Source organism: Neobacillus vireti, from assembly GCF_036962345.1.
Lineage (GTDB): Bacteria > Bacillota > Bacilli > Bacillales > Cytobacillaceae > Neobacillus > Neobacillus vireti_A.
In genome coordinates, this window is record NZ_JBALNB010000004.1 from 232,378 (window position 1) to 254,972 (window position 22,595).

Here is a 22,595-nt window from a genome sequence, read left to right on the forward strand (position 1 = left end):
CTACTCCTCCTCACCTTCAAGCATATATCTTTTTTACAGGCTCATCGATCACAGAGTAATAATGGTTCACTAAGTTTTCGAATATCTGGTCCCACTTTTGAGTAAGTGCATATCTCCTAGCATTAAGCGCAATTTGAGCCCTTAGTGAATCATTCGTTAACAAAAGAACAATACGCTGGAGAAAATCCTCTGCATTGCCTGGCTCACATAAATGCCCCGTACCGCCATGTGTAACGATATTTTTCACTCCGCCAGAATTTGCCCCAATGACCGGTGTCCCGCTTGCAAGTGCTTCTAGAACAACATTGCCAAAGGTTTCAGTTGGCGATGGAAAAATAAATAAGTCTGAAGCTGAATAAACTTCTGCTAATCCTTCACCTTTTAAATAACCTGTAAAGGTCATATTGGCTGGCGCAATCATTTTAAGTTCTTCAAGGAGCGGGCCATCCCCGGCAATTATCCAGTGTACCTGTTCATTTATCCCAGCAGGTAAAGAGTTTGCGATTTTCATAAGAGTGTGTAAATCCTTTTCTGGGGCCAACCTTCCTACAAAAGTAAGGGTGAATTTTTTAGAAATACCGTACCGGTGACGAACACTCGCCTTATCATAATTGGGATGATAAAGCTGGCAATCGACACCCCTTGGCCAGATTTCCAGGTTTGAAAATCCGCGGATATTTAGCTTTTCTAGCGTATCCATAGATGGGACGAAGAGTTTTTTAAATGGGCTATGAAACCATTTCATGTACTTCCAAAGAGGTTTAGAAAGGAATTCTAGGTCATAAAACCGTAAATAGTCACTGAAATCAGTGTGATAGGAACCGACAACCGGAATATCTAATTTTTTAGCAAAATAAACACCAGAAAGACCGACAGTAAATGGTGTTGCAACATGAATCAAATCTGGGGAGAATTGCTCTATATCTGACTTTATTTGCAAAAAGTTTGGGAAAGCTACCCGGCATTCGGGATACAGGAACAAGGGCAAGCTTTTTAACCTGTGAATATTGTCTGAAACATATTCATTTGGAACAGAATTAGGAGCGAATACCTTATAGGAATGCCCTTGATTTTCAAGATAGTGAGTAAATCGATTGAGTGTCCGTGCAACCCCATTTACATCTGGAAAAAAGGTATCAGTGAAAATAGCAATTTTCATAAAAACCCTCCTCTACAAGTCCTGCATCTTAGTTGATTAAGAAAGAAAAACAAAGACTTCCAAAGCTTGCACCAAGAATAGCTCCTGCAATGACATCAGATGGATAATGAAGACCCAAATAGATTCTCGAAATCCCAACACATAGCCCTAAAGGAATTAGACAAAAGGCTAATAAGGGGTTAAGCAGGACAAATGGGACAATAACTGAGAAAACCGCTGTGGTATGACCAGATGGAAAAGAATGATCCTTTAATGGATTAGGCAAAATCTTCGTGGTTTCCAAAGATAAATAGGGCCTCTTCCGAGGGAAAAGCTTCTTTACCAGCTGCACCGGTATATGACTCAGAGCCAAGGACACAGCGCTAGAAATTGCTGCGAGTCTAGTTTGGCCAGAAGAAAAGATAATAAGCAACAAGGCCGTTACACTGATAAAGAATGCTCCTCCTATATGCGTTATCGTGCGAAAAAAGAGATTAAAAAACTTCTTATCAAAATGGCTATTAATCCCTTGAAATACTTTGCATTCGAGGTGATAAAAGGATTGAATTATTCTCATGGTAGGATTCTCCCTCTATTTTAAAGATATAGGCTTTACATTTGAAATAACAGGTCTGCCAATCGATACGTAAGTAATGGGGTATCGTTGAACTTCTCGTAGTGCATAGCAATTTCGTCCATCCAGCACAATCGGTTCTTTCATATAGGCAGCGAACGTATTCAAGGGCAGATGCTTTATTTGCTCCCACTCGGTGGCAATGACAGCAAAGTCTGCGTCTTTAAGCGCTTGTCGAATATCCGTACTGTATTCAATAGAATTTCCTAACAGTTGATGTGCTTTTGGAATGGCAATCGGATCAAAGGCTGTGATGATAGCCCCTTCTTCAAGTAAGTCCTTAATAATGGTGATTGAGGCTGCTTCACGGATATCATCTGTTTCTGGTTTAAAGGCGAGTCCGAGTAAGGCAGCTTTTTTTCCTTTTAACGAGCCCATTATTTCCTTTGCCTTTCTTACTAGAAGGGAATGCTGGGACTGATTTACCTTGATGACCGACTCGAGTAATTCAAAAGGATGTTTGACATTGCCGGCAAGCTGGACCAATGCTTTTGTGTCTTTAGGAAAACAAGAACCCCCATATCCAATCCCGGCTTGGAGAAAAGATGTCCCAATCCGTTTATCCCTTCCAATTCCGTATACCACCTCGTCAATATTCGCTCCAACCTTTTCACAGAGGTTGGCAATTTCATTGATAAAACTGATTTTCGTTGCAAGAAATGCATTGGAGGCATATTTAATCATCTCTGCGCTCCTAATGTCCGTTATAATGATTGGTATTTTTAATGGAAGATAGAGCTGTTCCATAATGTTTGCAGCTTCAGGGTTATCAGTACCAACGATAATTCTGTCTCCTAAATAAAAGTCCATAATGGCTGAACCTTCACGCAGAAATTCAGGGTTTGAAACAATATCAGCTTTAAGGTGCCGCGGCTTACGATGGTGGAAGATTTGCTTGATGACATCGTTTGTGCCAACGGGGACAGTACTTTTCGTACAGACAATTACGTCATTTTGAATATTTTCGGCAATGGTGTAGGAAACAGCATAAATATAGGATAAGTCCACAGAACCATCTTTTTTAGCAGGTGTTCCAACTGCAATAAAAATAATCTCAGCATTGGAATAGGCAAGCTTCGGATCAGTCGTAAAGCGGAGTTGCCCATTGGAGAGTGTTTTTTCTAACAAAGGTTCCAATCCAGGTTCAAAGAATGGGGTAATTCCCTTTCTGAGCATTTCTATTTTTTCTTTTTGTGTGTCAACACAGGTTACTTGGTGACCCGCATCGGCCAGACAAACGGCTGTGACTAATCCAACATTTCCTGCACCCGCAACTGTAATCTTCATTTTGTCCCTCCCGGATTAGTGTCGTTTGTTTAATCTTATCTGAAAAATTTGAATTCTTTCTTAACCCGGTGTTAAAAGAATGTAAAGACTTTGTATAGTTCGAGGAAAAAAGTAGAGACCTGAGCCCTGGTGCGTATTTGTAGTGAACGCAACATGGCTCAGGTCCCTATTTTGTGTAGCGATTGGCATAGCTTGAGGCAACAAAGGCATTTGGCTTTATCTTAGGCTCTACTCCCATCGATTCCATTCGGGAAACCATTTCTTTTACGAACTCCCTCGTTTTGTTTCGTTTTCCCGCTCCAATATCAATATGCCCTTCCATGGTGAATGTAGCTCCCTGATAGACAAAGGGAAGTACGATATTGATTAACCGATCTTTTCTCTCTTCCGTAAATAATGCTACGATGTCCTCGGTTAACGAGAGCTCAAAAGAAATTCTTTCATGAAGCTGCGTCATTTTCCTTGGAATGATGATTTTCCTTATGCAAGCCCATGCTCCCCTGCCTTCATTTTGAATCACAATACCCGTTATAAAAATGGTGTGTCTTTTATGAACTTGGGAATCCGTTCCGACCATTAAACGGTAATTCCCGCTGGGCGCCAAGTTCATGAATTTGATGATATGTTCAAATACCTCTTCAAACGACATGCTCTTCTCACGAAGATTCTGAAACGAATAATCAAAAACCTGATAATTTTTCATTACGAACACCACATCTTTCCCTTCACAATTTATATTTACTTCTACAATTCTTAATATTATTTTATGGAATAAAAATTATTCTTGTGCACCTTGTTCACAACAAACTTGTCCAACACAAAATGAACCAAGCCCCAAAAGCTTTTTGAACACACAATGGATATAGGTTAATTTTTCGTAAAGGAGTGTACGCCTGAGGTGGACAGTGTCTTTCTGTGGTGCCTGTCACCTCTTTATAATCTTTCCTTTCTAAAAATGATTGTAAGGGCAGGCTTTGTTGTTGTACTATTTGTATAATGATTTTTTAGAAGGATAGGGGTGTTTTTGTGGTAAGGGAGGATCTTGAGAAGCAAATTTTGGCTTGGTTTGAGCATTTCCATGCAAACCCTGAGGTAAGCTGGAAGGAGTTTAAAACTACGCAGGCTATTGCTGGTATATTAGATAATTTGGGTGTTACATACAGGACGTTTTCAGATGTTACTGGGCTTATCGCTGAAATAGGCGATGGGGACGAAGTAATTGCGGTACGGGCAGAAATCGACGCATTATGGCAAGAGGTAAATGGCGTTTGGCAGGGTAACCACTCCTGCGGCCATGATGCGATCATTTCAATGGTGCTTGGAGCACTGCTTTATTTGAAAGATCAGAAGCTGACTAAGAAGATACGTTTTATCTTTCAGCCTGCCGAGGAGAAGGGGAACGGATCTTTAGCCATGATTGAGCGCGGGGCGATTGAAAACGTGAGCCACTTATTCGGTATTCATCTTCGCCCTATTGAGGAGCTTTCAATGGGACGAGTTTCACCATCTATTCATCATGGTGCGGCTTTCTTCTTAGAAGGAAAAGTCTTTGGTGAGGACGCGCACGGGGCGAGACCGCATCAAGGCAAAAACGCGATCGATGTGATTTTTGGGCTGCACCAATTCATCAAATCTATCTACCTATCCCCATTCGAGGCCTATTCTGCAAAACTTACGAAGGTCCTAGCTGGCGGAGAGAGCTTAAACATTATCCCGGGTTCGGCGGAATTTGCCATCGATGTCCGTGCTCAAAAGAATGAGGTACTGAAAAAACTGAAGGACAAAATAGAAACTGGGCTAGCCAGTTTATCTGATTTATATGGTGTAAAGATTGAATGGAAATGGAATGACTTTACACCTGGGGCAGAGGTTTCTCCTGAGGCAGAGGCCATTGCTGAAGAAGCAATTCGACATACATTCGGTGATGAAGTATTAGCCCCGCCAGTAATCACTTCTGGAAGTGATGATTTTCATTTCTACACCATAAAGAATCCAGCATTAAAAGCAACAATGATTGGTGTAGGTGCTGATCTTCAGCCAGGTTTGCATCACCCTTATATGACCTTTAATAAATCTGCACTTGACGTTGGTGCCCGGATACTAGCGGAAACCTTGATCAGAGCCTGAAAGAAGGAGCCATGCAGCATTACTAGCTGCAGGCTCCTCCTTTTTTTGGTGGTTGTAAAAATATGGATGTTTATGCATAGGTGTATAAATGGTGACAGGCACCATTCCATTTAAAACATCACTTCACCATTTTAAGCTCTTTAATTTGCTCGATATGGCGCTCTTCATGGAGGTAGATTAAATCTACCCATTGATTTAGCGGCAGGTAGCCGAAGAGCGGGTGCTTTGTGGATTTTTCTGCAAGCACGGATTTGTCTTCGATTTGATTATAAAAGTCCAAAAATATAGTTCTTGATTGATTTAATAGGTCTTTAATTTGCTGTATTTCCCATGGTCCGTCTCCAGGTATAACTATTTCGGGTGCTTGTATCTTTTGTGCCCGGTCAGCTGTAACCTGAATCTCCTTTGCATCCGCCTTTTTTCCATTACTTTTATTAAGCCCGTAAATAATCGCTTGCGTGAAGACACTTTCTGTTAAATACAAATGGTGGCAAACCTGAGCAATACTCCAGGTAATGGAATCAGGCTTTTTGTTGAGATCCTCATAGCTTAGTAACTCAATCTCCTTTAATACATGATCCCTTGTCGTAACTAGATTTTCCAATACAGAAGTACTCATAATCCATTCCCCCTCAAAAAATATACATAGATGTATGGTTAAAACTACGTTTCAACCCCGGTGCCTGTCACCGTTTTATATTCACCACTACAAGAAAATATGACCTGATCAATTACCTTTGATAAAGAGATATTGTTCAGTATGAATTATTTTAGGAACAACAATAGTGTATGACGCATAGTATATAGCATAGTGTACGACGCACAGCATTGTGACCGAAGGAGGTGGAAGGATGAGTACGTTACTGAATTCGTTGACGACAGAGCTTAGGAGAGGAACTTTAACGTTGGCTGTGTTAAGCCAGCTGAAAACTCCTCAATATGGATATTCTCTTGTCCAATTATTAGAGGAGTGTGGGATCACCATCGAACAAAGTACACTATATCCATTGCTTCGCCGTTTGGAGAAACAAGAATTAGTTTCAAGCAGCTGGGATACAACAGAAAGCAGGCCGCGGAGATATTACGTGTTAACACCATACGGAACAGAGATATTCCAGCAATTAAAGAAAGAATGGGAGAAAACATCCCAAGAACTTACCCTATTATTAAAAAGGAGTTGAAAAGGATGAGGCTGATTGAGCTTTATATTCAAGAGGTTACGCGCAGACTGCCTGAAAAAAGTCGTGCCGATATTGCCCTGGAGCTGCGCTCAACCATTGAGGATATGCTGCCAGATGATTTTTCAGAGGAAGATGTTAAGGATGTTCTTAAAAAAATGGGCAATCCTGTGCTCCTTGCCAGCGGTTATTTAGATCGACCGCTGCATTTAATTGGACCACGTTACTATGACATCTATATAAATCTATTAAAAATGATCCTTCCTATAGCAGTAGCTATCTCACTGATTTCCATGATTGCGGAAACGATTCTTACACATTCTTCGGATGAAGCAGTATTAACCGTCATTTTGAACCTAATTGGCTTGGGCATATGGAAAATCTTGAGCACGGGAATTCAAGTGTTTTTTTGGGCAACGGTTGTGTTTGCAATCATAGAACGTACGGATCACAAGAAAACTCAAGTTCCCTTAACACCATGCTTTAAAGAGTGGACACCTGAGGATTTGAACAACATCCCTTACATTCTAAAAGAAAAAGCAATACCAAAGGGAGAAGTATTCCTCGGTTTACTTTGGACGGCGATTTGGGCAAGTGTTTATTTTAATGCATCAAGTCTTCTTGGAGTCTATGAAAAAGGAAGGAATGGTCTTGAATTTGTAATACCGGCATTCAATCAAGAGGTTTTACAATCATATTGGCCATTGGTGGTTCTTGTTATTGTGCTCGATATTGCCATGGCCTTATATAAATTGAAAACCCGCCAATGGACTAGGAAACTTGCAATTCTCAATACTGTCATACATGGTGCAGCTTCGATTGTATTTATTGTCATTGCTAGTAACAACCAGTTATTTAATTCAGGATTCGTTACTTATATGACTGATTTATTTAGTATTACAGGTGATCTAGATAATTGGATTTTTGGGGGTGCTGTTTTTATTTTCCTTTTATTCGCAGTCATTGATGTATACCAAGGATTTAGAAAGGCGGCCATCCAGAAAGTTGATGTTAAAAAATAATCGAAAGGCACCTGCTATAAAAATGCAGGTGCCTTTTGTCAGTTTTCACGAAGAATTTGCTTGTTTTTAACATAAAAAAGTAACGTTGTCATAATGGTGAGGCCGCCAAAAAGTACACACATGAGCTGCAACCCGATAAAGTCAAGCAAGAACCCAGTTATAAGCAGTACGATTTGGAAGGCAACGCGATCGAGCATATTGCGGAACGAAAAAAATCTTCCATGAAAATCCTTTGGTACACTTGTTTGAAAGATAGTAGAGGCTGTTGGAAAGAAGCAGCCAACTGAGAATCCAAAAATCAGGAACGCTGCAATCGTAATGAACGGAACATATGCAAAATATAGCAGAAGCTGTGACAAACCACAGAGAATAGAACTGATTATTAATATTCGGTGTGGAGAAAGTTTGTCACTTATTTTTTTTATGAAAAAGGCACCAATCATAAAGGAAATTCCTTCAGCCGCGTAAATCCATCCTTTTATAGCCGAGCTGTCCTGTAATTCACTAATATTGATGACGAGAAGATTAAAGCCGCCCAGAAATAAAAGTGGAACAAGTGTCATCAACAGAGTTATAAAGACAACCGGTAATCCCTTAATAACTGGTAAAACATCTTTAAAACTCGCTTTTTCCTGGGCACTTGACGCAGCTGACGATTCTTCCTTGGTTTCTTCGAAATTGAGGAACCAAGTTAGGATTAGTAACCCAAGGTAGGCAGCCAAAGAACCGATATAGAGCATAGACAACGGAAGTACAACCAAAAGTATACCCGCAACAGAGGTACCAATAATTCTGGAAAGGGTCGAGACATTCATATGAACTCCATTCATCTGAAGCAAATCCTTGTTTTTAACAATAAGAGGGATCGCCGCTTGCAAAGCCGGAAAGTAAAAGGCAGCAGAAATCTGTATCGTAACGAAAAAAACAACCATCCACCAAACGGAGCCAGTGGCAATTGCAATAAGCATAAAGATCACACTGATTGTACGCAGTAAGCCAGACCATAACATAACCGTTTTCTTGCTTACCTGATCGGTGATTTTGCCTGCGTAAGGACCAACTGCAATTCCAGCTAATAGTCCGGTGGCCATAAGAAGTGATTTTAAAAAATCAGAAGGTATTTTCTCTTGCATAAACTCTAAATTCCCAATAATCCCAAGCCATAACCCAAGACCTGCGATAAACTCCCCCATTAATAATATCCATACATTTCTATTTCGCCACATAAGCAGTTCTCTCAATCTATATTTTTTATTCTTCTACTAAACCTATAATAATTCAATCGTAGTAAAAAGAGTAGAACTACTTAAGAAGATTAAAATGGTGACACCTTGGTGACAGGCACCGCTCGTGGACACTTTCCACCCCAGGCGGACAGTCCGAACGAAAAATGCCTAATCTTTATAATAGGTTAGGTATTTTTTTGTGGTCCATTTGTTAAGTGCTTGCTAATGGTAACGGTAATTTTTAATACGAAAACAGATAGGATGAGGTAAAACCATGGATCCCACCAGACTTGGCTGTGGAGGATACCGGCTTTTTGTAGGAAAAGGTTTAAGAGGTACATTAAACATGGTGTTACCACATACTTTAACCATTTTAGCTTCCAAGGAAATTTGGCTATCCAAACATAGAAAAGACAAGCGGATATGTAATAGAGAGCACTAAAAGCAGTGGTATCTTCTGAAAAGGTCTCAAACCAGCCCAATTCATAATAACGATTTGAGAAGAACATAATTGGTGTAAATTGGAAACTTGCTGATATTGGACTGATAATTAGAAACAGTAAAATGGAGTGAAGTTTCCCTTGTAGCGATTGGAGAAGCAAGGAATAGAACACTTTTGCTAAAGGAAAATAAACAAGAAGAAGTCCTAAAACAGTATATCTGATTTTCCACCAATTATGTTTATAGATGTCAAGCTTCAAGAATAACCATTCTGTACCGGCAAAAAGGCAGACAAAAAATAGAATCCAGAGCCAATTCTTTCGAAGTACGGCTATAAATGTTGCTGCAATAGGTAATGCCAGCGCATTGGAGGCAATGGCGCCCATATTACTGTCATAAAAAGAATCGTACATAAGAAGTTTAGGGTAATACCGATAACTATGTCCGAAATTATAAATCACAGCTTCTATTATATATCCTAGACCCACCATAGTAAGAAAAAGCAGTATACTTCGAGGGTTCCTAGTTTTTAGATACACATAAATTAACAGAAGAATACTTAAGACACCTAATCCCAGATACCAATAGGAATTAAACTCCATATTTAATTCTCCTTCTGTTTTTATTGTTAGCAGGTAGTATTCTTCAATCTGGAGATTTTATTCAAAATACTTACTTCTCACTTTACTATAAGAATATCAACCTTAGTATGTTCATATATTAATGCGTAATATAAAAATTATAAATAGGGGGAAGAAGGATGAACACAATACTTATTATTGTGAATGTCGCCGTTTTGCTTTTACTCATGGCCGGTTTGCGGTTTATGGCAAAGAAGCATGTATCTTTCTCAAAACGTGTATTCTCTGGATTAGGTTTAGGACTTATATTTGGTTTTATTATTCATTTACTTTATGGTGCTGATTCTAAGGTTACAACGGAATCGATTGGGTGGTTTAACATTGTAGGAACAGGGTACGTTAAGTTACTGCAAATGGTGGTCATGCCGCTTGTATTCATTTCAATTGTAGGAGCATTTACAAAATTAAAATTAACCAAAAACATCGGGAAAATCAGCATCCTTGTAATTGGAATTTTACTTGGAACAACCGCTATTTCTGCAGCGATTGGCATTGGTACATCATTAGGATTTGGTCTGGATGGTATTGAGCTGACGGAAGGGGAAGCAGAGGCAGCGAGAAATGCGGCTTTAGAAGAAAGAGTCGGCACTGTTGAATCCATGACCATCCCACAGCAAATCCTTGAATTAGTGCCTGCGAATCCATTTTTAGATTTAACAGGTGCTCGTGCAACCTCAACCATTGCAGTGGTTATCTTTGCCGCTTTTATCGGGATTGCTTACCTTGCCGTAAAACGTAAAGACCCTGAGAATGCTGAACTTTTTGCTAAAATTATTGATTCCATATACGCGGTTGTCATGCGAGTTGTAACATTGATTCTTCGCCTAACACCGTATGGGATTTTAGCAATTATTACAAAGGTTGCGGCAACAAGCAACTATGATGCAATTGTAAAATTAGGAAAGTTTGTTATCGCTTCGTATGTAGCACTTATTCTTGTATTTATTGTTCATTTACTTTTGCTAACAATTGCAAAAATTAACCCAGTTAATTTCGTGAAAAAGTCATTACCAACGTTAACATTTGCTTTTACTTCACGCTCGAGTGCAGGAACACTGCCTTTAACGATTAAAACACAAACGAAAGACCTGGGTGTTTCTGAAGGGATTGCCAACTTTGCAGGTTCCTTTGGACTTTCCATTGGTCAAAATGGATGCGCTGGGGTATACCCTGCAATGTTAGCGGTTATGGTTGCACCAGCAGCTGGTATTGATCCACTCAGCCCAGGTTTTATAATTTCCTTGATTATCGTAGTTGCCATTAGTTCATTTGGGGTAGCAGGTGTTGGCGGCGGTGCAACATTCGCTGCACTTATCGTACTATCCGTCATGAACCTTCCAATTGCAATTGTAGGTCTCCTAATCTCAGTAGAGCCGCTCATTGATATGGGCCGTACAGCCCTAAACGTAAGCGGTGCAATCACATCCGGAGTCCTAACAAGCAAAGCAACAGGCGAATTCAATCAAGAAGTATACCAAGAACCAAACATTGTTGAAGCTTAAACAAGTTGATGGGGAGACATTGAACAGTTCAGTGTTGAAGATGGTAATGAGTTTTTGTTAATAGGATAAAAAGCAAGCCCCTCACTATTGTTTACTGAGGGGCTTTCCTTTTGTATTATTCCTTTTTCCCTATCCCGTGCATAATAAATTGTATCGTCCGCTCAGTTTCAAGCTCATCATCCCATTCCAAATGAGGAAATAGAATGTATCGGGAAAATAAGAAGCCAAGAATATTGGTAATCGTTAACCTAGCGATACTTTCTGGCGGCATATTGATTAATAGCCCTTTTTCCTGATAGCTAATGATAACTTTTTCAACCCGGTTAAAAATATTCTTTACCACAAGTTCAAGAAATTGTTCACGCAATTCCGGCTGGAAGGGAATTTCTTGAAACATGATTTTCACCACAGGGAGCATTCGGATGAGAAGGTCCCTTCGATTTTCAATTGTAGCTCGTAGAAAATCCTCAACTGTTTCATATTCCCGGTCGAGTACTTTATTGAAGTCTTTGACCACTAGCGGTGCAATGAACTTTGTCATCAAAGGTGCCACAATAGAAACTAATAATTCCTTCTTGGTTTTATAATGACGAAAAATTGTTCCTTCTGCCACACCGGCCTTCTTAGCGATCTCACTTGTGGAAGAGGCTGCATAGCCTTTTTCCGAAAAGGTTTCAATTGCGGCCACAATGATTTTCTTTTGTTTATCCGTTAATTTATCCTCATCAAATAACTGCTCAAGCATTAATTCGTCTTCAGTCATTGCTTGCTCCTTCACACAATCTAAATTTTCCTATATTTTTTCAATGCTACTATATTTAAAACTATGAAGACAAGGGCAAATCCCCATAACACGAAAAGGTCGTTCATAATGTCAATAAAGCCTAAACCTTTATACATGACGTCCACTAAAGCACTGCCCCCGTAATACATCGGCATACATTTCGCGAGGACCTGCATCCAGCCAGCCATAGACTCAAAAGGAAAGATCCCTGCAAAGAAGACCTGTGGAATGATCGCTAAGGGAATAAATTGCATCATCTGAAACTCTGAATTAGCGAATGCTGATAAAAGAATGCCAAGTGTTAATGCCACGAGAGCAAGGGTTAAGTTAATCAGTACAACATTCCAGAATGAACCTGCAAGATTAATATCTAATACTTTAACAGCATACGTAACGACAATGATGGTTTGAATTACTGCAAATAATCCATAGCCGAGTATATAGCCAAAGACAATATCTCTTCTCAGAATAGGTGTTGCCAGTAATCGTTCCAGGGTGCCGGTGGTTCGTTCTCGCAGCAAGGCAATCCCAGAGATTAAGAATACAAAGAAGAAGACAAAGAAACCGACTAAAATGGGACTTAATTGATCAAAAAAGATGGTATCTTTATTGCCATAGAGATAAGACATTTTGATTTCAGGTGCTTTTACTTGCTCCATGTTTAACGGAACTCCGGGAAGCTTACTTTGAATGTTTTCCATGAATACAGCTAAATTTTCAGCTTGTTCTTTTGACTTTTCGGCTGCAATCGCCTGTTGAACCTTTATTTGCAATGCTTTTGCAGCATTAGGCTGGTCGTTGGTAAGGGTCAAAGAAATTTCTTCTCCATCAAATTCAAGAATGCCATCCAGGTCTTTTTCAAGCAGCATTTTATTTGTATGACCATTCACCTGTAAAACGGTAATGTGGTTATCTTCTAATCTTTCAATTAGTTTGTCATCACCTTGAATGACACCCAGTCTCGGGTCAACGGTATTACCAGCTAGAAGGTAATTTAAAAGGGTAAGAACCAATAATGGAGCCACCATCATCAATGCGAGCGCCCGCTTATCACGTAGCATTTGGCGGAAAATCCGTTTAACCATTGCCAGTATACTCATCACCGTTTACCTCCCGCAGCTAAAAATACCTCTTCTAGAGAGGTAATCCCGTATCTGTCTTTTAATTCTGATGGAGATCCAATCGTGAGTATTTCACCGTTACGGACCATAGCAAGAACATCACATTTTTCAGCTTCATCCATTACATGTGTGGTGACTAAAATGGTTTTACCGGCATTTTTTAAACGAAATAACTCTGCCCATATCGACTGTCTCAGCTCAGGGTCAATCCCTACAGTCGGTTCATCTAGAATAAGTATGTCTGGGTCCTGGATTAACGCAACAGCAAGGGATAAACGGCGCTTCATCCCGCCGGAATAATTTTCAACCTTCTTTTTTAATTCACCTGTTAAATTCACTAAGTTTGCCGCATAGGAAATACGTTCTTTTCTAACGTCCTTTTTAAGCTTGTAGAGGGAGGCAAAAAAGGCAAGGTTCTCTTCTCCTGTTAAATCAGAATAAAGAGCGTCAGCCTGGGCCATATAACCGATTCTCTGCAGCAATTTTAAATTTGGAACAGCAGAATTCAATACCTCAACATTCCCTTGGTCAGGAGAATCCATGCCTACAATAAGCTTTACCAGGGTTGTTTTACCTGAACCAGAAGGCCCGATCAGCCCAAAAATACTTCCTGATTCCACGTTTAGAGAAATATGATTTAAAACTAACTTCTTCCCAAAACTTTTGCTCACATCATTGATCACGATGGTTGATGACATTATAAATCAGTCCCCTCCAGAAAGTGAGTGATTACTCACTTTAATTATAACAAATCCTCAAACCAGGTCAATAAACAACAGAATAGACCGATCAAAAAATTTTTGGTCAATATGGTATACTATTTTTATATAGTGACTGGGGGTGCATAAATGGCACGGGAACGAAAATTTAATACAGTGGAATTATTTCATGAAGCAAAGCAGCTGCTACTGCAGCATGGTTATGACGGGTTTACCTTTAGTCTTTTGGCGGAACGTATGGAAGTATCGAGAGCAGCTCTATATAAATACTACGAGAATAAAGAAGAGTTAATTACCGACTTCATGATTTATGAAATGGAAGAATTTCTGAACGATTTAAAGAAAATGGAAGAACTAGACGGGTTTGAAAAGCAATTTGATTTTCTTATGGATCTTATTTTTAAGAAAACGGAAGTACATCATTTGATTGAAGCGGCTCAACAAGTCTTGGCAAGAATAGAGCATTCTATGGAAAGCAAAGCAAAACTCAAAAAGCTGCCATTAGAAATGTACAAGTATTTACATGGGTTTATCCTTTTGGGGAAGAAAGAAGGAGTTTTGAAAAAACACCTTCCGGATAGTCTTATCATCGGTTTTATCCTCCAAACCGTGGCAATTCCGAATCATTTCGCGGTCCCTCAACGAGAATGGTTAACATCAATAAAGGAAATAATTAGTCAAGGAATGTTCATGAATTGATAATTGACACATGTGTCACTATGATTGATAATAAAAGTGCATTGTGTTAATTATTTTTTCATTAAAGTTACACAAGTGTCACTTATAAAGAAGGGGGAAAATGAATGAACTCATTTTTACGATCAATAACTGACCGGGCAACCTCAAAAAAGGGAATGTGGATAACGCTTGGAATGTGGCTTTTAATAACAATGTTATTGGCAGTCCTCGCTCCAAGTGCTAAGGAATACGAGGTCTCAAGTATTAATTCTATTCCTTCAGATGCAAAATCGATGATTGCCCAAGAAAAGCAAGATAAATACTTTGAAAATAATGAAGGAACACCTGCCATATTGGTTTTTCAGAAGGATGGCAGCAATGTTACCCTATCGGACTTAGATCCCCTGTTTGAAAAAATCGATCAGGTAGAGGGGATCAAGGAATATGTTCCCTTAACAAAGATGCCGCCACAGGCGACAGCTAATTTCTTCTCTGAGGATCAAAGTACAGTCATTCTTCCATTAACATTAGACCCTTCTCTAGAATCAAAGGAAATGAGGACGGTCCTAGAGGAAGTAACTGAAATTGTGGAAAAAAATACGGACTTAACGCTAAATATTACAGGTCCAGCAGGTATTGCTGTGGATTCTCTCAATTTGTTCTCCCGTGCTGATATTGTTTTATTATTATCCACTGTAGGAATTATTCTTATCTTATTGGTAGTAATTTATCGTTCACCATTATTAGCGCTAATCCCACTGATTGCAGCTGCATTTGTATATGAGGTAGTGAATCAGGTATTAGGATTGATGGGAGCAGCTGGATTAGTCATAAGCAATCAAACCTTTTCGATCATGACGATTCTTTTGTTTGCAGCCGTCATTGATTATTCCTTATTTGTCTTCTCCCGTTTCCGAGAGGAATTAAAAAAATCCGAAAGCAAGTTTGACGCGATGAAATTTGCCATGAGAGAAACGGGTCTGCCTGTATTCTTCTCAGGCGGGACAGTTTTAGCAGCCATGTTGGTATTGTTTTTTGCGGAGTTTGGGGACTATCGCAACTTTGCACCGGTCTTCGCAGCAGCCATGCTCATTATAATGCTCGCTTCGATTACGCTGGTGCCAGCCTTGTTTACTTTGTTTGGACGAAAATCTTTCTGGCCCAAAATTCCTAGAGTTGGAGAGGAAACCGTTAAATCCAGCTCTCTATGGAGTAAAGTTGGCCGCTTTGTGGTGAAAAAACCAATCCTTTCAGCTTCAATTATAGGATTAATCCTCCTAGCTTCGGCACTTAACATGTTTAATTTGAAATATGAATTTGATACGATGAAGTCGTTTCCGAAGGATATGCCTTCAAGGCAAGGCTATGAAATATTAGAAGAAAAGTTTGAAAAAGGTGATTTAGCTGCCACTACGGTATTGTTTGAATCGAAAGAAGCGGTAACACCTGAACAGCAAGCCGATTTGCTGGAGGAACTGGCAGATCAAGAACTAGTCAGCAATGTTCGTCCGAATGGAAGCACAGACGATAATGCCGTAATCCAATATAGTCTCACTTTTAAGGAAAGTCCATACGCAGCAGAAACCATGGATGCATTGGAAAAGATGAGAGATCAGGCAGATAAACTGTTAGCAGATAATAATCTCGAAGGAGAACTTCACTTCGCTGGGGAAACGGCGAAAAAAGTGGATGACCGCGCCATAAATGATAGAGATTTGATTGTGATTGTTATACTCGAGTCATTATTAATTTTTACCATGTTAATTGTCATGACAAAATCATTTAAAATGCCGATTTATATGATGGGGACTATTTTAATTTCATTCTTAGCGGCTGTTGGGCTGGGAATGTTTTTAAGCAAACTGTTTTTTGATATAGATACGATTAGTAATCGAGTTCCGCTATACTCGTTTGTCTTTTTAGTAGCGCTGGGTATTGATTATAACATCATATTAATATCTCGATTTATGGAAGAACGGAAAAAGCATTCTGTAAAAAAAGCAGTGGAAATTGCGGTAGCCAATACGGGCGGTGTGATCTCGTCTGCTGGGATTATTTTAGCAGCAACGTTTGCGGTGTTGATGACACAGCCAATCCAATTATTGTTTGTATTCGGCTTCATCGTGGCGGTCGGTATTTTATTAGATACATTCTTAATACGTGGAATCTTATTGCCAGCATTAATTGTTTTATTGGAAAAAGATAAACCTGCCGTAGAAAAGAGCGTTTAATAAAGTGATTTTACAAAAGGAAGGATCAAAGAACCCTGGGATTTGATCCTTCTTTTTTCTGGCGTAAATTTACATTTAAAATAATTTATTACATATAGCCATGGCGAATATTCTAGTTTATGATAGAGGAAAAAATAGACTTTTTATGGGTGGGAGTTCATTGTTTTTACTAGATTATATTGTCAATCTCTCAATTTTTTCGCTCCTGGTTAGTACTCCATTAGTAATTCGTTCTTTTATTAATCATAAACCAATAAAACATGTCAACCTTTGGGTGGGGATTTATGGTGGAATTGTATCCGTAATTCTCATTCTACTGGCAATACAAGAGCAAGGTTATACTTACGATATACGCTACGCACCAATCATTCTGGTTTTTGCATACCTGGGACCGATTGCAGGAATAATTACGGCAGTATTCGGGTTAATGGCACGGCTATTATCAAGCGGCCACTGGGAACCTGCCATTATCGGCTGGATTGTTCAAATGATTTGTTTTACCTTCATCTGTTATAATTTTAAAAAATTTACCCCCATTAGAAAAGCTATACTTTTAATTGCAGCTTATATCATTATCTATGTCGTGACGGTACCAATTGCTTTCAACATTTTTAGAGATAACCCATTCTTTCATTTTCAATATATCTTGTTTGTCATGCTAGGAGTTGCTATCGGTGTATTACTGATAGAGTCCTATGTTAAACTTCACAGACTAAACAATAGATTGTCGGATATGTATAGAATGGTAGAGGCAAGTGAATCCAAGTATAGGCTGATTGCTGAAAATACATCTGATCTTATTATGGTGATGGATAAAGAACATTCCCTTACCTATTTTTCTCCATCGCATGAGGTGGTATTAGGTTTTCAATGCTGTGAACTGCAAGAGGCGAAATTATGCAAGTTCCTTCACCCTCATGATATTGAATTATTTAAAGATACATTAGACAGGATGTTTGAAACGAAAAAATCAGAATCCATTGAGTTTCGTCTTGGTCATAAGAATGGCGATTGGATTGAATTTGAATCTCGATGTATGCCAGTTAAGGGAGAAAATGATGACATTGAACATATTGTAATCATCAGCCGTGACATTTCAGAGCGCAAAAGGTCAGAGGAAATACTCATTCAATCCGAGAAATTATCCATTGTTGGCGAATTAGCGGCAGGGGTGGCACATGAAATCCGCAATCCGCTCACAACAATCAAAGGATTTGTTCAACTATATAAATGGGAAAATGGAGTAGACGAAATCAATGAACTCCTCCTTAGTGAACTTGGACGAATTGAAACCATTACGAGTGAAATGCTTACACTCGGAAAACCACAGGCTGTGCAGCTTCATCGTACCAATGTAAGAGAATTGCTTGAGAATACGCTTGAACTCCTTTCTCCGCAAGCGCATATGCAGAATATCCAATTCATTCTAAGTGTAGAGGAAGCGTTATTTGATATAATCGGAGAGAAAAATCAATTAAAGCAGGTTTTCTTAAATGTATTTAAGAATGCGATAGAAGCAATGCCCGATGGCGGAAATATACATATTAGGCTCCAAAAGGCAGAAGCGAATAAATGTGTTCTTTCTGTTCAGGATGAAGGCGTTGGGATACCAGAAGAACTGCTGCCTCGCCTAGGTGAACCTTTTTATAGTTTAAAAGAAAAGGGAACAGGACTTGGATTGATGATTTGTAATAAAATTATTAAACAGCACCATGGCAGCATTACGTATCAAAGTAAAGCACAGCAAGGTACCTTGGTAGAAATCGTGTTACCATTGGCTAGTTAATAACAAGGGGCGCTTTCCTCATTAGGAGAGTGTCCCTTGTTATTTTGGCACGTTTCTTGCATTTTGTTAAGGTGTGAGCAATATACTCACCTATTTTTTCAGGAGGTGCTGTTACGTGAATAAATTGATTTCGTTAAAAGAAGTCCCTTCTTTTTTTTATGATGGCATGACGATTATGGCAGGCGGCTTTATGGGAGTTGGTACACCAGAAGACCTAGTGAATGCCTTGCTAGAAGCAGACGTTAAAGATATAACATTGATCGCAAATGACACCGCTTTCAAAGAGAGCGGCGTAGGACCGTTAATTGTAAACCATCGAGTGAAGAAAGTGATTGCTTCACACATTGGTACAAACCCTGAGACTGGCCGGCAAATGATTGCAGGTGAAATGGAGGTTGAATTAGTTCCCCAAGGTACACTTGCTGAAAGAGTTCGTGCAGGCGGCGCAGGTCTAGGCGGAATCCTTACTCCAACTGGAGTAGGAACCGTTGTCGAAGATGGAAAGGAAAAGCTGACGGTAGATGGGGTTGAATACTTGCTTGAAAAACCACTTCGTGCAGAGGTCGCTCTTCTTAAAGCATATAAAGCCGACAAATCTGGGAATTTGGTTTACCATCGCTCAGCCCGCAACTTTAATCCTTTCATGGCATTGGCAGCAGATCTCGTCATTGTTCAGGTCGAAAAATTGGTGGAAGTTGGAGAAATTGATCCAGATGATGTTATGACACCGGGAATCCTTGTAGATAAAATATTTGTTCAGGGAGGTAGTAACTAATGATTGCAACATTAATGAGTCCAAAACAAATGATCGCTGCGCGTGTGGCAAAGGAAATGAGAGACGGGGATGTAGTAAACTTAGGAATCGGCTTGCCAACAATGGTGCCAAGCTACTTGCCTGATAGTGTAAATGTTATTCTACAATCGGAAAATGGTTACGTTGGATTAGGTCCTTTAGAGGGAGAGATTGATCCCGATTTAGTAAACGCAGGTGGACAGCCATCGGGAATCCTTCCAGGTGGTGCATTTTTTGATAGCGTTTTCTCTTTTGAGTTAATTCGCGGCGGGCATGTGGATGTAACGGTCCTTGGGGGACTTGAAGTTGATGTTAAAGGAAACCTCGCAAACTGGATGGTCCCAGGAAAAATGGTCCCTGGTATGGGCGGTGCGATGGATTTGGTTACCGGAGCAAAGAAAGTAATTGTCGCCATGGAACATACAGCCAAGAATGGTTCTTCTAAAATTCTAGAAGAATGTCGATTACCACTGACTGGTAAAGGGGTAGTAGACATGATTGTAACGGAACTGGCAGTCTTTCGTGTAACAGAAGAAGGACTCATACTTGAGGATCTTCAAGAAGGTGTTGACCTTCAAACAGTGAAGGAAAAAACAGAAGCTTCATTTACGATTAGCTCAACGATGTTAATACCAGCATAGTGATTAAATGGTCAAGGTATCACAACAATTGCTTAATTGGAAAAGAAATAGAGAAATAAACCATTCCGTAAATACGGAAAATTCCGGTTTTGCGGAATGGTAAATACTTAAAATTCCGTAAAACCGGAATTTTAGCTAAAATCGGATTCTGTTAGGATCTAACTTATTTTCTTTTAATTACTAGTTAAATAGTATAATAAGGGATAATTTTCTTATTATTTCGAACTTAATACAACTTGGCACAGAAATTGCATTTATAAACATGTAAGCATTTAGTGAAAACGCTTACTAAGGGGATGTGTTTTGGAAGCTTACAAAAATAAATGTATAGGGGGATTTAAATGGATTTAATTATTATTCTATTGGCGCTCGGACTGTTAATGTTTGCCGCCTACCGTGGTTTTTCTGTCATTTTATTCGCACCACTATGTGCCATTTTAGCTGTTGTACTAATTGATCCAAGTCAAGTTTTGCCGTTTTTCTCTGGAATATTTATGGAAAAAATGGTCGGATTTATCAAATCTTACTTCCCAGTCTTCTTATTAGGAGCGATCTTCGGTAAGGTTGTTGAAATGTCCGGGATTGCTGAATCCATTGCAAAAACTATTGTTCGTATGCTTGGTGCAAAACGCGCAATGTTAACGATTGTTCTACTAGGTGCAATCTTAACGTACAGCGGTGTAAGTTTATTCGTTGCCGTATTTGCGATTTATCCGTTTGCTGCGCAAATGTTCAGAGAAGCAAACATTCCAAAAAGACTTATTCCAGGAACGATTGCTCTTGGTGCATTTACATTCACGATGGACGCATTACCGGGAACGCCGCAAATTCAGAACGTTATTCCCATCGCTTTCTTCAAAACCGACATTTATGCAGCACCAGTCCTTGGTATCATCGGTGCCATATTCGTCTTAACCCTTGGTTTATTGTATTTGGAAATGAGAAGGAAAAAGGCTGAAAAGGCTGGAGAAGGCTATTACGGCTTCGGTGAAGAGAATGCTGCTGCTTTAGCAAAAGATCTAGTTGAAGAAAAAGAAGAAGGAAAACCTGATTTAACTTCAAATCAATCGGTTTTAAGACAAATTTTAGCCTTTGTTCCACTTATCCTTGTAGGGGTAACCAATAAACTATTTATTACATATATCCCTAAGTGGTATCCAAATGGCTTTGATTTTAAAGCAATAGGTTTACCGTACACAATCGACGTAACAGCGAATCAAGCAATTTGGGCGATTGAAATGGCATTAGTTGTCGGTATTGTTTCTTCTCTTTTATATGATTGGAAACGAGTATCACATAAATTTAAAGAAGGAATCAATCAAAGTATTGGCGGTTCACTTCTTGCAACCATGAATACCGGTGCTGAGTATGGTTTCGGTGGAGTTATTGCTGCACTTCCAGGATTTGCAAAAATTAGTGATGGAATTTCTACTACGTTCACCAATCCGCTTGTAAATGGAGCTGTAACAACAAGTACACTTGCCGGTGTTACTGGTTCTGCATCTGGCGGTATGGGGATTGCATTAGGTGCCATGGCTGATCAATACAATAAAGCAATTGCTGCAGCTAATATTCCGCCTGAAGTTATGCACCGTGTTGTTGCGATGGCTTCCGGTGGTATGGACACACTTCCACACAATGGTGCGGTTATTACCCTTTTAGCTGTTACAGGCTTAACACACAAGCAATCCTATCGCGATATTTTTGCCATAACGATTATCAAAACAGTAGCTGTTTTCGTTATTATCGGAATTTATTCACTTTTTGGTCTGGTATAGAGTTCGAAATGGAGGTTTTAATATGTTAGTAGGAAAAGTAGCGTTTATAACTGGCTCTGCAAGTGGAATTGGTTTAGAGATCGCTAAGACTTTTGCACAAGAAGGAGCAAAAGTGGTCATTTCTGATTTAAATCAAGAAAAAAGTGATATCGTTGCAGGGGAATTAAGAGATCAGGGGTATGAAGCATTCTCTGCCCCATGTGATGTGACCGATGAGGAAGCTTTCAAGGGCGCTCTTGAGTCTGCACACAGCAGGTTTGGCAGAATTGACATTTTGGTTAATAATGCTGGCCTTCAGTATGTTTCTCCAATTGAGGAATTTCCTACTGAAAAATTTGAGTTTATGATAAAAGTAATGTTGACAGCTCCGTTTATTGGGATTAAGCATGTATTCCCGATTATGAAAGAACAGGGGTTTGGAAGAATCATCAATATGGCTTCTATTAACGGTGTAATTGGGTTTGCTGGAAAAGCTGCCTACAATAGTGCCAAGCACGGAGTTATTGGTTTAACAAAAGTAGCTGCATTAGAAGGCGCAACACACGGTATTACTGTCAATGCCCTATGCCCGGGTTATGTGGATACGCCGCTTGTTAGAAACCAGCTGAAAGATTTATCGATTACAAGGAATGTAAGCATAGATCGTGTAATCGATGATGTCCTTCTAACGCTTGTTCCTCAAAAAAGGCTTTTAGCTGTATCTGAAATTGCGGATTATGCATCTTTCTTAGCAAGTGAAAAAGGAAGAGGAATAACAGGTCAAGCCGTAATTCTCGATGGTGGATATACTGTCCAATAAAGTAAAAATCCTGGTCGGAATTTCCGGTCAGGATTCTTTTATTAAAAGCAATACCACTTTGTTATAATG

General features: G+C 39.5%; 21 protein-coding genes. 11 read left to right on the top strand and 10 right to left on the bottom strand.

Annotation, left to right across the window (positions count from 1 at the left end; all coding sequences use genetic code 11):
• Window positions 1–16: 16 nt before the first annotated feature.
• The 4 genes from V7108_RS03535 to V7108_RS03550 form a co-directional block, all read right to left on the bottom strand.
• Window positions 17–1,159, bottom strand: a complete 1,143-nt coding sequence (locus V7108_RS03535; protein ID WP_335567370.1) for a glycosyltransferase family 4 protein — start codon at window positions 1,157–1,159, stop codon at window positions 17–19.
• 28 nt (window positions 1,160–1,187) lie between these two features.
• The gene (locus V7108_RS03540; protein WP_335514566.1) at window positions 1,188–1,715 is read right to left on the bottom strand and encodes a phosphatase PAP2 family protein; all 528 of its coding nucleotides are present in this window, start codon (window positions 1,713–1,715) and stop codon (window positions 1,188–1,190) included.
• A 15-nt stretch (window positions 1,716–1,730) separates the two neighbouring features.
• Entirely contained in the window at window positions 1,731–3,059 is a 1,329-nt protein-coding gene (locus V7108_RS03545; RefSeq protein ID WP_335514569.1) for a UDP-glucose dehydrogenase family protein, read from the bottom strand.
• Between the two features lie 166 nt (window positions 3,060–3,225).
• Window positions 3,226–3,762 (bottom strand): ribonuclease H-like YkuK family protein, encoded by a 537-nt coding sequence (locus V7108_RS03550; RefSeq protein ID WP_335514573.1) that lies wholly within the window; start codon window positions 3,760–3,762, stop codon window positions 3,226–3,228.
• 323 nt (window positions 3,763–4,085) lie between these two features.
• On the opposite strand from V7108_RS03550, the gene V7108_RS03555 reads away from it, so the two are divergent.
• Window positions 4,086–5,186 (top strand): amidohydrolase, encoded by a 1,101-nt coding sequence (locus V7108_RS03555; RefSeq protein ID WP_335567371.1) that lies wholly within the window; start codon window positions 4,086–4,088, stop codon window positions 5,184–5,186.
• A 118-nt stretch (window positions 5,187–5,304) separates the two neighbouring features.
• On the opposite strand, the gene V7108_RS03560 is transcribed toward V7108_RS03555, so the two are convergent.
• A complete protein-coding gene (locus V7108_RS03560; protein WP_335567372.1) occupies window positions 5,305–5,805 on the bottom strand; it encodes a DinB family protein in 501 nt (166 codons plus the stop codon).
• 232 nt (window positions 5,806–6,037) lie between these two features.
• On the opposite strand from V7108_RS03560, the gene V7108_RS03565 reads away from it, so the two are divergent.
• Window positions 6,038–6,367, top strand: a complete 330-nt coding sequence (locus tag V7108_RS03565; RefSeq protein WP_335567373.1) for a PadR family transcriptional regulator — start codon at window positions 6,038–6,040, stop codon at window positions 6,365–6,367.
• Window positions 6,368–6,372: 5 nt separating this feature from the next.
• A complete protein-coding gene (locus V7108_RS03570; RefSeq protein WP_335567374.1) occupies window positions 6,373–7,386 on the top strand; it encodes an HAAS signaling domain-containing protein in 1,014 nt (337 codons plus the stop codon).
• A gap of 38 nt (window positions 7,387–7,424) precedes the next feature.
• Here the strand turns inward: V7108_RS03570 and V7108_RS03575 are convergent, their stop codons facing one another.
• On the bottom strand, window positions 7,425–8,612 hold the full coding sequence (locus V7108_RS03575) for an MFS transporter (protein ID WP_335515584.1): 1,188 nt from the start codon (window positions 8,610–8,612) through the stop codon (window positions 7,425–7,427).
• Between the two features lie 185 nt (window positions 8,613–8,797).
• Window positions 8,798–9,655 (bottom strand): hypothetical protein, encoded by an 858-nt coding sequence (locus V7108_RS03580; protein ID WP_335515581.1) that lies wholly within the window; start codon window positions 9,653–9,655, stop codon window positions 8,798–8,800.
• Between the two features lie 158 nt (window positions 9,656–9,813).
• Here V7108_RS03580 and V7108_RS03585 point away from each other — a divergent pair, with 158 nt between their 5' ends.
• Window positions 9,814–11,196, top strand: a complete 1,383-nt coding sequence (locus V7108_RS03585) for an L-cystine transporter (protein WP_335567375.1) — start codon at window positions 9,814–9,816, stop codon at window positions 11,194–11,196.
• Window positions 11,197–11,311: 115 nt separating this feature from the next.
• On the opposite strand, the gene V7108_RS03590 is transcribed toward V7108_RS03585, so the two are convergent.
• Genes V7108_RS03590 through V7108_RS03600 form a run of 3 tightly spaced genes read right to left on the bottom strand, consistent with a single transcriptional unit; the run spans window position 11,312 to window position 13,799 of the window.
• Entirely contained in the window at window positions 11,312–11,959 is a 648-nt protein-coding gene (locus V7108_RS03590) for a TetR/AcrR family transcriptional regulator (protein WP_335567376.1), read from the bottom strand.
• A gap of 20 nt (window positions 11,960–11,979) precedes the next feature.
• Window positions 11,980–13,080, bottom strand: coding sequence for an ABC transporter permease (locus V7108_RS03595; protein ID WP_335515573.1), 1,101 nt, complete (start codon window positions 13,078–13,080; stop codon window positions 11,980–11,982).
• The gene (locus V7108_RS03600; RefSeq protein WP_335515569.1) at window positions 13,080–13,799 is read right to left on the bottom strand and encodes an ABC transporter ATP-binding protein; all 720 of its coding nucleotides are present in this window, start codon (window positions 13,797–13,799) and stop codon (window positions 13,080–13,082) included. Before V7108_RS03600 ends, V7108_RS03595 begins: the two co-directional genes overlap by 1 nt.
• Window positions 13,800–13,949: 150 nt before the next feature.
• On the opposite strand from V7108_RS03600, the gene V7108_RS03605 reads away from it, so the two are divergent.
• From V7108_RS03605 to V7108_RS03635, 7 genes are all read left to right on the top strand, one after another.
• Entirely contained in the window at window positions 13,950–14,519 is a 570-nt protein-coding gene (locus V7108_RS03605) for a TetR/AcrR family transcriptional regulator (protein WP_335515567.1), read from the top strand.
• Window positions 14,520–14,623: 104 nt separating this feature from the next.
• Window positions 14,624–16,729 carry an MMPL family transporter gene (locus V7108_RS03610; RefSeq protein ID WP_335515564.1) on the top strand — a complete coding sequence of 702 codons (2,106 nt, stop codon included), beginning with the start codon at window positions 14,624–14,626 and terminating at the stop codon, window positions 16,727–16,729.
• Window positions 16,730–16,889: 160 nt separating this feature from the next.
• Entirely contained in the window at window positions 16,890–18,515 is a 1,626-nt protein-coding gene (locus V7108_RS03615; RefSeq protein ID WP_335515561.1) for an ATP-binding protein, read from the top strand.
• Between the two features lie 115 nt (window positions 18,516–18,630).
• Window positions 18,631–19,290, top strand: coding sequence for an acetate CoA-transferase subunit alpha (gene atoD / locus V7108_RS03620; protein ID WP_335515559.1), 660 nt, complete (start codon window positions 18,631–18,633; stop codon window positions 19,288–19,290).
• Window positions 19,290–19,949, top strand: coding sequence for a 3-oxoacid CoA-transferase subunit B (locus V7108_RS03625; RefSeq protein ID WP_335515556.1), 660 nt, complete (start codon window positions 19,290–19,292; stop codon window positions 19,947–19,949). Before atoD ends, V7108_RS03625 begins: the two co-directional genes overlap by 1 nt.
• Before the next feature lie 341 nt (window positions 19,950–20,290).
• A complete protein-coding gene (locus V7108_RS03630; protein ID WP_335567377.1) occupies window positions 20,291–21,727 on the top strand; it encodes a GntP family permease in 1,437 nt (478 codons plus the stop codon).
• A gap of 22 nt (window positions 21,728–21,749) precedes the next feature.
• Window positions 21,750–22,526, top strand: a complete 777-nt coding sequence (locus V7108_RS03635) for a 3-hydroxybutyrate dehydrogenase (RefSeq protein WP_335515549.1) — start codon at window positions 21,750–21,752, stop codon at window positions 22,524–22,526.
• The last annotated feature ends 69 nt before the right edge of the window (window positions 22,527–22,595 follow it).